This is a genomic window from Ruegeria sp. AH3, from assembly GCF_056536265.1.
Genome location: NZ_JBQFJL010000002.1, coordinates 37,208 through 51,522, shown reverse-complemented (window position 1 = coordinate 51,522; position 14,315 = coordinate 37,208). Strand labels below are relative to the sequence as shown.

General features: G+C 56.6%; 11 protein-coding genes. 5 read left to right on the top strand and 6 right to left on the bottom strand.

Going from position 1 to position 14,315, the window contains the following annotated elements; all coding sequences use genetic code 11:
• Positions 1-122: 122 nt before the first annotated feature.
• The 4 genes from ACR3EM_RS17835 (at position 123) to ACR3EM_RS17820 (ending at position 5,418) form a co-directional block, all read left to right on the top strand.
• Positions 123-1,688 carry an ABC transporter substrate-binding protein gene (locus tag ACR3EM_RS17835; RefSeq protein WP_480471983.1) on the top strand — a complete coding sequence of 522 codons (1,566 nt, stop codon included), beginning with the start codon at positions 123-125 and terminating at the stop codon, positions 1,686-1,688.
• 88 nt (positions 1,689-1,776) lie between these two features.
• Positions 1,777-2,754: an ABC transporter permease gene (locus ACR3EM_RS17830; protein WP_480471982.1), complete on the top strand. Its 978-nt coding sequence runs from the start codon at positions 1,777-1,779 to the stop codon at positions 2,752-2,754.
• Complete coding sequence (locus ACR3EM_RS17825) at positions 2,751-3,701, top strand: ABC transporter permease (protein WP_480471981.1); 951 nt, start codon at positions 2,751-2,753, stop codon at positions 3,699-3,701. The genes ACR3EM_RS17830 and ACR3EM_RS17825 overlap by 4 nt, the downstream gene beginning before the upstream one ends.
• A gap of 4 nt (positions 3,702-3,705) precedes the next feature.
• Complete coding sequence (locus ACR3EM_RS17820; RefSeq protein WP_480471980.1) at positions 3,706-5,418, top strand: ABC transporter ATP-binding protein; 1,713 nt, start codon at positions 3,706-3,708, stop codon at positions 5,416-5,418.
• A gap of 297 nt (positions 5,419-5,715) precedes the next feature.
• On the opposite strand, the gene ACR3EM_RS17815 is transcribed toward ACR3EM_RS17820, so the two are convergent.
• From ACR3EM_RS17815 to ACR3EM_RS17795, 5 genes are all read right to left on the bottom strand, one after another.
• Positions 5,716-7,512, bottom strand: coding sequence for a hemopexin repeat-containing protein (locus ACR3EM_RS17815; RefSeq protein ID WP_480472894.1), 1,797 nt, complete (start codon positions 7,510-7,512; stop codon positions 5,716-5,718).
• Positions 7,513-7,781: 269 nt separating this feature from the next.
• Positions 7,782-8,138: a hypothetical protein gene (locus ACR3EM_RS17810; RefSeq protein WP_480471979.1), complete on the bottom strand. Its 357-nt coding sequence runs from the start codon at positions 8,136-8,138 to the stop codon at positions 7,782-7,784.
• Positions 8,139-8,617: 479 nt separating this feature from the next.
• The gene (locus ACR3EM_RS17805; RefSeq protein WP_480471978.1) at positions 8,618-9,415 is read right to left on the bottom strand and encodes an iron chelate uptake ABC transporter family permease subunit; all 798 of its coding nucleotides are present in this window, start codon (positions 9,413-9,415) and stop codon (positions 8,618-8,620) included.
• Complete coding sequence (locus tag ACR3EM_RS17800) at positions 9,415-10,155, bottom strand: ATP-binding cassette domain-containing protein (protein ID WP_480471977.1); 741 nt, start codon at positions 10,153-10,155, stop codon at positions 9,415-9,417. Before ACR3EM_RS17800 ends, ACR3EM_RS17805 begins: the two co-directional genes overlap by 1 nt.
• 2 nt (positions 10,156-10,157) lie before the next feature.
• Positions 10,158-10,670 carry a Fur family transcriptional regulator gene (locus ACR3EM_RS17795; RefSeq protein WP_480471976.1) on the bottom strand — a complete coding sequence of 171 codons (513 nt, stop codon included), beginning with the start codon at positions 10,668-10,670 and terminating at the stop codon, positions 10,158-10,160.
• Between the two features lie 56 nt (positions 10,671-10,726).
• Here ACR3EM_RS17795 and ACR3EM_RS17790 point away from each other — a divergent pair, with 56 nt between their 5' ends.
• Positions 10,727-11,794 (top strand): zinc ABC transporter substrate-binding protein, encoded by a 1,068-nt coding sequence (locus tag ACR3EM_RS17790; protein ID WP_480471975.1) that lies wholly within the window; start codon positions 10,727-10,729, stop codon positions 11,792-11,794.
• 106 nt (positions 11,795-11,900) lie between these two features.
• Here ACR3EM_RS17790 and ACR3EM_RS17785 read toward each other — a convergent pair whose 3' ends face one another.
• Positions 11,901-14,309 carry a YbcC family protein gene (locus ACR3EM_RS17785; RefSeq protein WP_480471974.1) on the bottom strand — a complete coding sequence of 803 codons (2,409 nt, stop codon included), beginning with the start codon at positions 14,307-14,309 and terminating at the stop codon, positions 11,901-11,903.
• Between the last annotated feature and the right edge of the window lie 6 nt (positions 14,310-14,315).

Here is a 14,315-nt window from a genome sequence, read left to right as displayed (position 1 = left end):
GCGATTTCGCGCCCTGCTTCCATGTCTCCGATGGTAACGGGCGCGTGATCTCAATGTGAGAATTCCTTTACGCACCAGCCAAAAACCACGAAGCTCTGATCCATAAACAGGGAGTAATCGTCATGATCCTCAGGAACAGCGCCATCGGCCTGACTATGTTGCTGGCCGGTACCGTGCAAGCAGCCGAGTTCAAATGGGCCTCGACCACTGATCCTCAGACCATGGACCCGCACGCGGTCAACTCGGCCCCGGTGCTCGGGTTTCTGAACAATGTCTACGAAGGGCTCGTCCGTCGCGGCAAGGATATGAGCGTTGAGCCCGCATTGGCCGTCAGTTGGGAAGCGATTGGCGACGGTGAAGGCTGGCGTTTCAAACTGCGCGAAGGTGTGACCTTTCATGACGGCAGCAGCTTTGACGCGCAGGATGTATTGTTTAGCTATGAGCGCGCCTCGGGCGAGGCTGCAGACACGCGCAGTTGGTTTGCGCCCGTCAGCGACGTGATCGTGGTTGATGACTACACTGTCGATATCATGACCACTGCACCCAACCCGCTGTTTCCGTCGTCGATTGCAAATTGGATGATCGTGGATCAGGGCTGGACCGAAGCCAACGATGCGGTTGTGCCCGACAAAGAGACCGGCAATTACGCAACGATCAACGCCAATGGCACAGGTGCGTTCAAGGTGACCGAGCGGGAGCCGGGGCTGAAGACGGTGCTGGAACCGTTTGATGGCTGGTGGGGTGAGGTCGAACACAACATTACCCGCGCCGAGTTCAACCCGATCCAGAATCCCGCCACCGCCGTTGCTGCATTGCTTTCAGGCGATGTCGATATGATCAATCCGGTGCCGATTCAGGACGTGGCCCGACTGCAGCAGAATGCTGAGGTCGATGTCATTCAGGGTATCGAAGCGCGCGTGATCATGCTGGGCTTTGATCATGAGGCCGAAGCTCTGAAATACACCGATGATGCGGGCAAGCCGAACCCGTTCCGTGATGCGCGCGTGCGCCAGGCAGTGGCTCAGGCGGTGAATGTTGATGCGATTCTGGCCACCATTATGCGCGGCAATGCCGAGCCCGCCTCGCAGCTCGTTAGCCCCGCCATGAGCGGATATTCCGAGGCCAACGCGGATCGTCCCGCGTTTGATGTCGAAGCCGCCAAAGAACTGTTGGCCGATGCAGGTTACGCCGACGGGTTTTCGTTCGGACTGAAATGCCCCAATGACCGTTATCTGAATGATGAGGCTGTCTGTCAGGCTGTTGTTGGCATGCTGGCCCAAATCGGGATCACAGCGGAACTCGACGCTATGCCGGTGCGCAACTACTGGCCGGAACTGCGCGAGGACAACTACGATATGTACCTGCTGGGGTGGAGTCCGGGCACTTTTGACGCCGAGCATCCGGTCCGGTTCCTTGTCGCAACCCCGAACGAAGAGAAAAAGCTGGGCAGCTGGAATTTTGGTGGTTTCTCGAATGCACGTGTCGATGAATTGCTGCCGATGATCCAGTCCGAGTTGGATCAGGCCAAACGTCAGGCCATGCTGGATGAGGTCACGCAGATCTATCAGGACAAACAGGTCTACGTGCCTATGTATGTTCAGCCGCTGGTCTGGGGAACGCGCAGCAATGTCGAGGTCACGCAGCGCCCGGATAACTTCTTCCTGCTCAGATGGGTGACGGTGAACTGATCAGCGGCAACGTCGCGTCGGGCTGATAGCGCTCTCTTGACCATCTGGTCAAAGGCGGCCTAGAGAGACCGATCAACGAGGGAAACGAATGTTCGCATATATCGTCCGCAGGATGTTCCAGTCCGTGATCGTGCTTTTGGTCGTGGGGCTGGTTGCATTCTCGATGTTTCGCTTTGTCGGCGACCCGATCGACAACATGCTTGGTCAAGAGCGCACGCAAGCTGACATCGACCGTCTGAGGACCGAGCTTGGGTTGGATCAACCCTTTGTGGTGCAATATGCCAAGTTCCTGCAAGGCGCGGTTCAAGGTAATTTCGGCGTCTCCTATCGACAGGGGCGTCCAGTGTCGACAATTCTGGTCGAACGGGCTCCGGCGACGCTGGAGCTTGCCTTTGTCTCGGGCTTTCTCGCGATTACGATTGGCATCGGTCTCGGTGTCTTCACGGCGATCCGACGACAAGGAATTGCTGCGAATGTGATCATGACGGTTTCCTTGATCGGGGTTTCGCTGCCTACGTTCCTCATAGGTATCCTGCTGATCTATGTCTTCTCGGTCGAGCTTGATTTGTTGCCCAGCTTCGGGAGGGGCGAGACCGTTATGATTGGCAGTTGGTCCACCGGGTTTCTGACAGCGTCCGGTTTGAAGGCGTTGATATTGCCCGCGATCACGCTTGGCCTCTATCAGATGACACTGATTATGCGACTGGTCCGCTCCGAAATGCTGGAGGTGCTGCGCGCTGATTACGTCCGCTTTGCCCGCGCTCGGGGACTGTCGGATCGGGTGATCAATTTCCGCCATGCGCTGAAGAATACTCTGGTGCCGGTGATCACCATCACGGGTCTGCAACTGGGGTCGATCATCGCCTTCGCCATCATTACCGAGACGGTGTTCCAATGGCCCGGGGTGGGTCTGTTGTTCATCAACGCGATCCAGTTCGTGGATATCCCGGTCATGGCGGCATATCTGATGCTGATCTCGGTGATGTTCGTGACGATCAACCTGATTGTCGATCTTCTTTATTATGCCATTGACCCGCGCTTGCGTGTCGACGCGAGGGCCACATGACCGACACGATGGAAACCTCGAAATCAGCTCCCAAATCGCGCATGGCGAAGTTTTGGGACAGCGACTTTGCCTGGTCGTTTCGACATTCTCCGGTGGCTGTAATTGCATCGCTGGTCGTGGTCGTTCTGGTGCTGGCGGCAGTCTTTGCCCCGTTGATCGCGCCGTATAATCCGTTTGACCCCGCAACGTTGAACCTGATGAATGGATTCACACCGCCCGGTACGCCCAATGCGTTCACGCAAGAGACCTTCCTGTTGGGCACCGATGATCAGGGGCGCGATGTGTTTTCGACCATCCTCTACGGCTTGCGTATCTCGCTGTTCGTGGGCGTCTCTGCCGTGTTGCTGGCGCTGATCATCGGTGTCATCCTGGGGTTGATCGCGGCATATTTCGGCGGCTGGATCGAGACACTGATTATGCGGATCGCCGATGTTCAGCTCACTTTCCCGGCCATTCTGGTGGCGATGCTGATCTTTGGAATCGCGAAGGGGATCACTCCGCCGGAATACCGTGATGAAATGGCAATCTACGTCCTGATCATTGCGATTGCCCTGTCGGATTGGGTGCAGTTCGCACGAGTCGTCCGTGGTGCCGCTCTGGTCGAGAAAAACAAGGAATATGTGCAAGCTGCGCGGCTGATCGGGCGTGGATCGTTCCCGATCATGTTCCGCCACATCCTGCCGAATGTGCTCAGCCCGGTTCTGGTCATCGCCACCATCTCGCTGGCACTGGCCATTATCGCCGAAGCCACGCTGAGCTTTCTGGGTGTTGGCGCACCGCCGACCCAGCCGTCGCTGGGTACGCTCATCCGGATCGGGCAGGGGTTCCTGTTCTCGGGTGAGTGGTGGATCCTGTTCTTCCCGGCCTGCACGCTGCTGGCCCTTGCCCTGTCGGTGAACTTGCTGGGTGACTGGCTGCGCGACGCGTTGAACCCCAAACTGCGGTGATTTCATGAGCCTTCTGACCATCCAAGACCTCACCGTTGAATTCCCGACCCGTCGCCAGTTGTTCACGGCGGTGGATCACGCCAGTCTTTCCGTCGAACCTGGTGAAATCCACGGGCTCGTGGGCGAATCCGGGGCCGGTAAATCCACCATCGGTGCCGCCGTTATGGGCCTGCTGGAGCGCCCAGGACGCATTGCAAGCGGGCAGATCAAGCTGGGTGGTGACCAGATTAGTGGTATCGATGCCGAGGCGATGCGCAGTCTGCGTGGCAAGAAGATCTCAATGATCTTTCAGGACCCGCTGACCTCGTTGAACCCGCTGTTTACGGTGCGCGAGCAACTGGTTGAAACCATTCAAGCGCATCTGGGCGGGTCCGAGGCTGAAGCAACCAAACGCGCGCGCGACCTGATTGACCGCGTGGGCATTCCCGATCCGGATACCCGGTTGGACCAATACCCGCACCAGTTCTCGGGCGGGATGCGGCAGCGCGTGGTGATTGCGCTTGCCTTGTGCACTGAACCGGATGTGATTATCGCGGATGAGCCCACGACTGCGCTGGATGTCTCGGTCCAGGCGCAGATTCTGGACCTGATCAAGGAACTGGCGCAAGAACGTCAGGTTGGGGTCATCCTGATCACCCATGATATGGGCGTGATCGCTGATACGACCGACCGGGTAACCGTGATGTATGCGGGCAAGGTGGTCGAAAGCGGTACGACCGCGCAGGTGATGGGGCAGCCACAGCACGAATACACCAAGTCCCTGATTGCCGCCGTGCCGCGCCCGACATTGAAGCTGCACCGTTTCCCCCAAATCAGCTATGGTGGTCGTGAGACGCGCTTTGCCATCGAGGATATGGCGCGTCACTGGCCCAAGGTGGACAACGACACCAGCAAGCCGGTTTTTGAGATCCGCAACCTGACCAAGAAGTTCCTTCAACAGCGCGGGTTGCTGCCGTGGGATCGGACCTATTTTACAGCCGTAGATAATGTCAGCTTTGATATTCAGGCCGGAGAGGTGTTCGGCGTGGTCGGCGAGTCCGGTTCGGGCAAGTCCACCGTCGCGCGGATGATCGCGGGGCTTTATCCGGTAGATGGCGGCACTATCGACTTTCAGGGCCAGCGGGTCAGCGACCTGAGTAATCGTGCGGTTCAGGACGAATACCGCAAGAATATCCAGATGATCTTTCAGGATCCGTATTCCTCTCTCAACCCTCGGATGCGGGTGGATGAGATCGTGGCCGAGCCGATCCGCCATCACCGGCTGATGGACGGCGCGGACATCAAACGACGCGTGGATGAGCTGCTGGATCAGGTGGGGCTTGGGCACGAGGCCGGTCAGAAATACCCGCATGAGTTTTCGGGGGGGCAACGCCAACGTATCTCGATCGCCCGCGCGCTGGCCACACAGCCCCGTTTCCTGATCTGCGATGAGCCGACCAGCGCGCTGGATGTCTCGATCCAGGCACAGATTCTGAATATCTTGAAGGATCTGCAGGAGCATCTCGGTCTGACGATGCTGTTTATCAGCCACGACCTGCCAGTGGTGCGCCAGATGTGCGACCGGGTGGCCGTGATGAAGCAGGGCCAGATGGTCGAGATTCAGGAAACCAGCGACTTGTTCGCCAGCCCGCAAACCGATTACGCGCGCGAGCTGCTGCGGTTGATGCCCAAGCTGGACGACCTCTCAACCGACGGTCTGGGCGCGCGCGAGGGCTAGAGGCGACAACGAAGTCAGATTGGCTTCCAACCTCTTAGGTGCTCTTGACACTCGGATGGCCGTATCTCAGACGTCAACTGCCCTAAGGTGATGCCATCAACTTATTATGGCCTGCCGACGGCAGCCGAGCCTCGATCAAAGCCACCTAGACACTTTCTCGGTGATCGAAAGTATCGGTGCGGTTGTGTATGCGTTTTTCAACCGATGTTCGCGGCCACATTTGCCAGAACAAACGATCTGGGCAATCAACAGACAACCCAGACCTCGTTAAGATTCACCACGAAACGGGTGTGGACCTCAACCGACGACACCAATACCCAAGCCAATCTCATGCTTCTCGGGGAACGGCATCCAGTTCTTGTTGATCCAGCGGGGATATCCGGGATCCACATTCCACCCCGCAGAGGGATTGATGCGAATGTACTGGGTGCCCCGGAACGCATAGATCCGTTGGTTCGTTTCGCTCCAAAGGATGGCTTCGATACCCTGGTTGAAATGAGAGGGCCAGCCCGGCCAGTTGCCCGCAATGGGTTTTGGATAACCGTCATCGACTTGCCATCCGTTGTTCGGATCAATCCGCAGGTATTGGTTGCCCTTAAAGAAATAAACTTTGTCGTTGGGCACACTCTCCAGAACGGCGTCAACGCTGTTTGCAAATGTCCCGTCAACTCCGGGCCAGTTGCCTGCTATGGGCTTGGGATAGTCCGCGTCCACGCGCCAGCCGTTTGAAGGATTGATCCGGATATACTGATCATCCTTGAAGAAATAGACCCTGTGGTTTTTGCGCGTGTAGGTCGCAGCGTCGAGGTCATAGAAAGACTCGGGAACGCCCGGCCAGTTGCCCACGCAGTTCCCGTCCATCTGCTTCGGATAGTCCGTGTCCAGATCGAAGCCAGTATAGCGCGCATAGTAACCCTTTGAGAACATGTAGATCTTGTCGTTGGGGAAGCTGTAGAAACCAGCACCTAGCCCCGTCAGGAATGCACGCCAGCCAAGATGGGCATGTGTAAAACCGCAAGCCTGGCTAGGGGCACCCGAACGCATGACACAAGACACCAATGGATCTGCACAATTGGCGCAGTTGCCATTGACGTCTTTGATAAAGCGCCCGTGTATCGAGGTGCAATTACAACCTGACGATCCGTATTCATCTGGCGCACCGAATATGTGTCCCGTCTCATGTGCAAAAACGCGGTCAATCGACGTCCAGTCAAGGAACGATATCGCGCCCGGGGTTCCCCCCTTTCGCATCATCACGCGTTTGCCGCCGGCATATGCGGCCCAAACGGCTGGGAACTTCGTGAAGAATGCAACATAGCCATATTGAGCTCCGGCACCATTCTGGAAGAAGTCTGATATCTGGTTGATACCGTCCCCACCCGGATCGAAGCCGAGCTGGGTTAAGGCCGGATCGCGCCACAGCGCTTCGGCTTCGCCTGCGCTCAATCCGATTGGCTTGGGATATCCATCATCGACTTGCCAGCCGTTTGAAGGGTCAATCCGCACATACCGTCCGACGATCCTGGCCCAGCCTGTGTTGTCGTCCGTGAAAAGATAGATCTTTCCATTGGGCTCACCCCACAGCGCTGCGGCTGGTCCTTTGCCCGAACCGGTAAAGACCTCATCAAGACCCGGCCAGTTTCCGGCGACCGGTTTGGGATAACCGGCATCCATGTTCCAACCATTCGCGGGATCAATGCGCACATACTTTGGTGGCTCGCCCGGATATTTCTTGAAGAAATAAACCTTGTCATTCGCTTTCGCATAAAGACACGAGTCAAACCCTGCGGCAAACTCTGCATCGAGTCCGGGCCAGTTCCCGGCAATCGGCTTGGGATAACCCGAGTCTACTTGCCAGCCATTTGAGGGATCGATGCGGATATACTCATCGCCTTTGAATACATAGATTTTGTCGTTGGGATCACTCCACAGCGCGGCGCTGATACCTGAGGTGAAATTGGCGGGCCAGCCTGGCCAGTTGCCTGCGATCGGTTTGGGATAACCCGAGTCCACTTGCCAGCCATTTGCTGGGTCGATGCGAATGTACTGGCTGCCCTTGAAGCAATAAATCTTGTCATTCGGATCGGACCACAGCAGGGCGTCGGGGCCACGATACCAGGTTTCGGGCCAGCCCGGCCAACGGGCACCCTCCCACGGTACATAGCCAGAGATATTGACGTTGAGATGGCCGTAAATCCATTCGATATTGGCAGCCGCTCATTGGATGCCAGATCTTCAAGACCTTCCTGCACCTCTGCCGCGATATGAACGCGCTCCTCATCGGTGATGCGATATTCATCGGTGTTTCCGACATAGACGATGCCAACCGAAACGGTGTTGATCAGACGCTCGTTTGCCATGGCTCAATCCTCCTCCATGCAAGGAGCGGAATAGATCTCCTGTTCTTCCGGAGATTCACCCGGCGTTTGACTGGCCTTCATTTCGCGGTATTTTTTTGATTGCCGCAACTGCAGCGCCTTGAGGAAAAGCAGTTCTTGCCCATCGTCTTCGCCAGCAACTTCCGGGGAGACCTTGTCGGGAGAGAGCAATTCGGTTCCCGGTGGCAGGCGATCTTTCAGACCTTTTTCGTCATCAGGAACACCAACGATCATGAAGCGGCTGCCGCTATCATGGACAACTCTAATCCCAAGCTGTTTGAGTCTGGATTTCAACAGGCGACGGTCAGCGCGTTTTTCAGCGCAAATCACCATATTCGACATGATTATTCTCCTGCAGTTTAAATAAATTGAATTCAAAATCAATAAATTAGCCGCTGTTCCATACAACAGCCAGTGCCGCGGAAAAGCGGTCAGACGATCAAATCAGATCTGAAACATGCGCCACCAACAGTGGCTTGCAGACGCAAGTCTGGGTGTCATCAGGCACACCTTACTCAACCCTAGTATACACGAATTTGCCTTCAAATTCACCAGAATCGAGTTTTCTGAGCTCCTTAGGAGACAACGGACAAAGGGCGCGATCAAACTAACTGATCTGACACCAGAAATTGTCGATGACGTTGACGGCGAAATATCGCCTGCGGTGCCTGTCAATTGAGAGTGGCATGCAGTCTGGTGCGATTTATGTAGAGGGCGCAGGCATTCGCCCCACTATTTCTCAGTTGAGGGCAATAGCAGTTTGCAGCTTGCTGGTAAGCAAGCTCTCAACTCGGTTGCAAACGCCAGTGATTTGGCATGACCTAAGTGTTGCGCCATCCCCGCCACCCAAAAAGGTTGAAGCCTGCAAACAACAGGGCCGCGACACAGACTATCGAAGGACCCGCCGGTGTATCAAAGACGTATGCGGCCCTTAATCCGGCAACGGCGGAAAATGCGCCGATTGCCGCAGCAATCAAGGCCATTGCCTCGGGTGAGCGTGCCAGGCTGCGTGCCGCCGCCGCCGGAATGATCAGCAACGCTGCAATAAGCAAAACGCCGACGACCTTGATCGCAACCGCCACGGTGACGGCGAGAGACAACGTCAGGATCAATCGCTCACGCTTTGGATCAAAGCCACTGGCGTATGCGAGCTCTTCATTTAACGTTGCCGTAAGAAGTTGAGACCAGCGCCAGGTGATAAGGGCGACAACAAGCGCTGCACCGCCCCAGATCACAACCAGATCCGAGCGTGACACTGCAAGAATGTCGCCAAAGAGATACGCCATAAGATCGATGCGCACACCAGACAGGAAGGAGACCGCTACGAGCCCGAACGCAAGCGAGGAATGCGCAAGGACCCCCAGCAGTGTGTCGATCGCATAACCACGGCCAGCCAAAAGCGTTACCGCCAGCGCCATGACAAGTGCCGCCGTCAGCGCACCCGCAAAGATCGACATCTGGAATGTAAGCGACAATGCGACACCAAGGATCGCAGCGTGTGCTGTAGCATCACCAAAATACGCCATCCGGCGCCATACGACAAAACATCCAAGCGGTGCGGCAGCGAATGCGACGCCGATACCAGCCAGCGTCGCGCGGGTCATAAAGTCATCGAACATTATTCTGCTGCTTCCTGAGAGTGTTCGCAGTGGTCGTGATCATGGTCATGATCATGACGATAGAGGGCCAGTGCACCCCCGGTTCCAGATCCGAACAGCGCCCGATATTCTGGGGCCGAGGCCACAACAGCAGGGGAGCCTTCACAACAGACATGACCATTGAGGCAAATCACCCGGTCCGAAGCACTCATGACAACATGCAGTTCGTGACTGACCATCAAAATGGCACAACCCGTATCACGCCTCACCTCTTCGATCTGACGGTAAAACGCCGCTGATCCGGGCTGGTCGAGCCCCTGCGTCGCCTCGTCCAGCAGCAACACATCAGGTCGGTTAATCAAGGCGCGGCCTAGCAATACACGCTGAAACTGTCCACCGGACAATTGCGACATCTGGCGCTTTAAAAGATCAGGGACGCCTGCGGAATTGAGCGCCTCTTGGCACTGTTTGCGAGAGACGTGAGTTGTCAGACGCATAAATCTCTCGACCGAGATTGGCAGCGTTGGATCGATATGAAGTTTTTGCGGCACATACCCGATTTTCAACCCAGGTTTCCGCGAAACCTTACCCACCGAGGGTTCGGTGGCACCGATGACAGCGCGCAGCAGACTGGTTTTACCCGAGCCATTCGGACCGACGATCGTTACGATCTCTCCGGGTTCGATTACCATATCCACGTGACGAAGCACGGTGTTCGCGCCATAGCGCACGCTGAGGTTTTCAACTGTGATCAGGCTCATTTCTACGCCTTTTGGGTGCAGTCGGGGCAGATTCCCTCAGCTTCTACAACTGTGCGTTCGATCTCGAAACCCGCCGCGCGTGCTGCAGCGCCCAATGCTCCCTTCGCGGGCGCAGATTGTGCTTCGGCGACGGCATCGCATTTTCTGCAGATCATGAAAGCAGGCGAATGCGTCGCGCCTGGATGAGAGCAGGCGACAAATGCGTTCAAACGTTCAACCTTGTGAACGAACCCGTTCTGGACAAGAAAATCGAGCGCGCGATACGCCACGGGCGGTTGCGATCCAAAGCCTTCATCGCGCAGGCGATCCAGAATTGCATAAGCTCCAAGCGCGCGGTGTTCCTGCAACAGCATCTCAAGAACTTTGCGCCGAACCGGGGTCAGGCGCAGCCCTTCTTCCTTGCATCGAGTTTCCGCTGTGGTCAGTGCGGTCTCAACGCAATTTTTGTGGTCATGTTCCTGGAACCCGACCGGAGCCGTATCTTCGGTCGAAACAGGGTGCGTCTCACTTGTCATGTTATTCCATATCATGTATGCCGCTCTTAATGTTATAAAATCACACAGAGGGTCTGATGTCCAGAAAGCTTCTTTCACTATCGATCACAACCGCATTGATGGGCGGGACGGCCATGGCAGAGGTGCCCAACGTTGCAGTAGATATTGCGCCGGTGCACTCGCTGGTCGCCCGGGTCATGGAAGGTGTCGGAGCGCCCGATCTGATCATGCAGCCTGGTGCCTCTCCGCATGAATACAATCTGCGACCTTCGGAAGCTGCCGCCTTGCAAGAGGCTGATATCGTTTTCTGGATTGGTGAAGACCTGACCCCATGGATGGAAGGCGCGTTGGAAACACTTGCCGACGGCGCGACTGTTACATCTCTGCTTGAGGCGGACGGCACCGTACTTCTCGATTTCCGCGAGAACGCATTGTTCGAGGCACACGAAGACCACGATGACCATGGGCATGACGAGCACGCCGAACAAGAGGAACATGATGACCACGATCATGACGATCATGGTGATGAGCATGCTGAAGGCGAAGAGCATGACGAGCACGAAAATGAACATGCCGACGAGCACGAAGATCACGCGGAACATGATGGCGATGATCATGATGGTCATGCACACGGCGAAAATGACCCGCACGCTTGGCTGTCCCCTGCAAACGCTGAAATCTGGTTGAACGTGATTGCATCACAACTGTCGTCGACAGATCCTGACAACGCCGGTACCTACTTTGCCAACGCCGCAGCTGCGCGGGAGGAAATGGCGGCTCTGTCTGCCGAGATCACCGCAACACTTGAACCGGTTCGTGGTAGCAACTTTATCGTTTTCCACGACGCTTATCAGTATTTTGAAGATGCGTTTGACTTCCCGGCCGCGGGTGCAATCTCAATCGCCGACGCTTCGGACCCAAGCCCGGCCCGTATCGCAGAGATTCAGACCCGTCTTAGGGATGAAGGTATCGACTGCGTTTTGGCCGAACCGCAGTTCAACCCCGGAATTGTTTCAACCGTTCTGGAAGGAACCGAAGCCAATACCGGTGTCATTGACCCGCTTGGTTCTGACCTCGAACCCGGAGCATCACTCTACCCACAGGTCATCCGCAATATGGCCCAGACATTGGCCGATTGCCTGTAACTTCTGGCCCGGCGGTGTCTGAATAATCCGCCGGGCCGCATACCATTAGAGGCATCATGGGATCCCAGCGTCCAAGTGCTGGTTACTATAGAAGCGCGAAGCCCCGCTACTCGGCGGCTATTGCCTGTGCCTCGTCGACATGCTCATTAAATTTTGTCCACTTCAGGTCACCGCGATAGCGCCAGGTCAACTTGCCCTCCTCATCCATAGCAATCAGGTGAAGCCAGCCATTGTCGAACAGTTCACGCACGCCGGGATGACGAGCCAGAATGTCTGACATCGCCTCTCGCGGGGCTTCGATTATGACAGACAGGCGCAGCGGATCGTGTTGGTATGCAGCGCCATCGTGGACGGACTGCCAAGGTAACCCAGGACGCGGAGAGCCTGTGTTGCCCTCTAGAACTCCGATACCGCCAACTACGTTGTGCAGCAGTTTGTTACCACCTCCGAACAGGTTCGGGGCAACGGTCGAGCCATAATACTGCAAGCTGATCCAGCTGGCGACGACAACCGGTGCGGTCATTATCAACTCCAGCACATTGAATTCATCATCCCTTCGCCAATCGTAGTTGTGCAGGAACGCTTTGCCGGACAGATCCACTCCATCCGTGCGGTTCCGCGGAGCTGCGACAAAGGCACGGCATCCTGCAAGGCCCCATTCCGGACGAGTCTCGGCCCAGTCTCGTGCCCGCTTTAGAATTCTGTCGGCGCCATCAGCACGGGGCAGACGGTGCATCCGCTCTGCACGGGCGAGGTTTCCCGCTGCATCCAGCCATGTTTTCAAAAGCGCGAGTTTGTCGGTCGGTACTCCAGCAGGCAGGTCCAGTTCGTACACCAAAACCTCATCTGTGGTTGTGTTATGTAGCGCCGGCAGAAAGACGGTGTCAGAAGGGATGTCGACGCCATGGTCACGCAGACCAAGCTTCACGTCAGGCTCGTTCAATAGTGCCGCCAGAAGACGGGCATTCACATCCCCGGCATAGCCACCGCATGCACCGCACTGTAACGCACTTTGATGCGGGTTGTTGGTAACGTCGGCGCCATGACCGGCCAGCATCACAATCGGTGCGAAGCCCTTTGTAAGCGACATCGCCGACAACACGGATTTCGCCAGTTCAACCCGAGTTTTCAAGTCGATGGATGGGTCCAGCTGTGGTGCCGGGTCAGCTTTCGCTTTACTCCCCAAACCTAGCGAGTCTCGTATCAGTTTTCCGGCATAGAGGGGGCCGGTTGCTTCGACGAAGGCAAATGACGAGACGGCGGCCAATTTGAACCGTCCCCAGGCGCGTTTGGCCCGAGCGGTATAGCGACGGCTTAGATCAGCTTTCTCTGACTCCGCCGCGCAGGATGACATGCCAGCTTGTAAAAGAACCGGACCGCGTAGTTCGGTCACATCAGAACCTGCCGCTTTGTGTGCGCTAGCAAGGCCGAAGAACCCAGCGAACCCAATCGTTTCTATCTTGGCATCCTGCGCTTCAAAGGCCCGACGAAAAACCTCTGAGCGGACATCGATGCAAAAGGCCGCCTGCACCTCGGGGCGGCCCTGTGCATTACGTGGTTTCCCACCAAGCAGAGTTTTTGCAAGCAGGCGCTGCTGTGCCCGCTCGGATGCATCCTGCAGCACAGTGTCGATCACAAGTTCTTTCGACGGCGTGACCAGGGTTCGGTGTGCTGCAATAACTTCAGCCCAACGCCCGGCAATCTGTTCTTCGTAGAAATTAAATAACGCCTCGTCGAAGACCATACGTACAGCCAGCAGCTCGGTCACCGTGCTGTCACTCGCACCTTCAAGTTCAGCTTGCCACAGGAAATAACGCCCGTACTGAGCCCATCCGCCGAGCGTCATCAGCCAGCGGTGAAAAGCGGTCTTCGCGGCACCCATATCAACGCTAAGCCGTTCCGAAGCCCGGCCGATGGCGCGCCAGTGCGAGCGATTTGTATCGGTCACGAAAGCGCAGAAACCGGACAACCCATGGATCTCGGGCGTCAGATCCCGCGATGCAAATTCACGCCATGAATGAAAGGTACCCCGCGTGTTGGACTGCGGCCAGAACGCTTGGCCCTGATCAAAATGACTGGCCGCCCATGCGCCGATGCGGTCGTCAATCAAACCCGGCCAATCGAAACCCGAGACTTCCGCTGCCAGCTCAGCAACTGTCGGCAAGGCTTGGGCGTCATCTGTCTCGACCTCCAGAGCTTCCCAAATGTCCTGCAATTTGGGTGCATTGAATTGATCCTCGACCGCAGTGACGGCATCACTCAGATCCGTCTTGGTGATGTCACCAGCCTTCAGCAGCGCAGCCCAATGTGACCGTTGAGGCATTATGCGGGCGCCACCCGTCCGTGCCAGGCGCGCGGCAGCGACGGCCAGTGGTTCGCCTGTCTGACCCAAGAAGGGATTCACCGCTACATTTGCCGACAGTGGGAAAAGCGGTGGGATTGCTTTTGCGGCATCGTTGGCTTCGGTCACAAGTTCCAGCAGCGCGGCGGGGTAAACTTCGAGTTTTGCAAACATGGACTC

Coding starts and splice junctions, on each gene's coding strand:
- ACR3EM_RS17830 (WP_480471982.1), top strand. CDS start 1,777: ATGTTCGCATATATCGTCCGCAGGATGTTCCAGTCCGTGATCGTGCTT.
- ACR3EM_RS17810 (WP_480471979.1), bottom strand. CDS start 8,138: ATGTCGAATATGGTGATTTGCGCTGAAAAACGCGCTGACCGTCGCCTG.
- ACR3EM_RS17835 (WP_480471983.1), top strand. CDS start 123: ATGATCCTCAGGAACAGCGCCATCGGCCTGACTATGTTGCTGGCCGGT.
- ACR3EM_RS17800 (WP_480471977.1), bottom strand. CDS start 10,155: ATGAGCCTGATCACAGTTGAAAACCTCAGCGTGCGCTATGGCGCGAAC.
- ACR3EM_RS17785 (WP_480471974.1), bottom strand. CDS start 14,309: ATGTTTGCAAAACTCGAAGTTTACCCCGCCGCGCTGCTGGAACTTGTG.
- ACR3EM_RS17805 (WP_480471978.1), bottom strand. CDS start 9,415: ATGTTCGATGACTTTATGACCCGCGCGACGCTGGCTGGTATCGGCGTC.
- ACR3EM_RS17820 (WP_480471980.1), top strand. CDS start 3,706: ATGAGCCTTCTGACCATCCAAGACCTCACCGTTGAATTCCCGACCCGT.
- ACR3EM_RS17790 (WP_480471975.1), top strand. CDS start 10,727: ATGTCCAGAAAGCTTCTTTCACTATCGATCACAACCGCATTGATGGGC.
- ACR3EM_RS17795 (WP_480471976.1), bottom strand. CDS start 10,670: ATGACAAGTGAGACGCACCCTGTTTCGACCGAAGATACGGCTCCGGTC.
- ACR3EM_RS17825 (WP_480471981.1), top strand. CDS start 2,751: ATGACCGACACGATGGAAACCTCGAAATCAGCTCCCAAATCGCGCATG.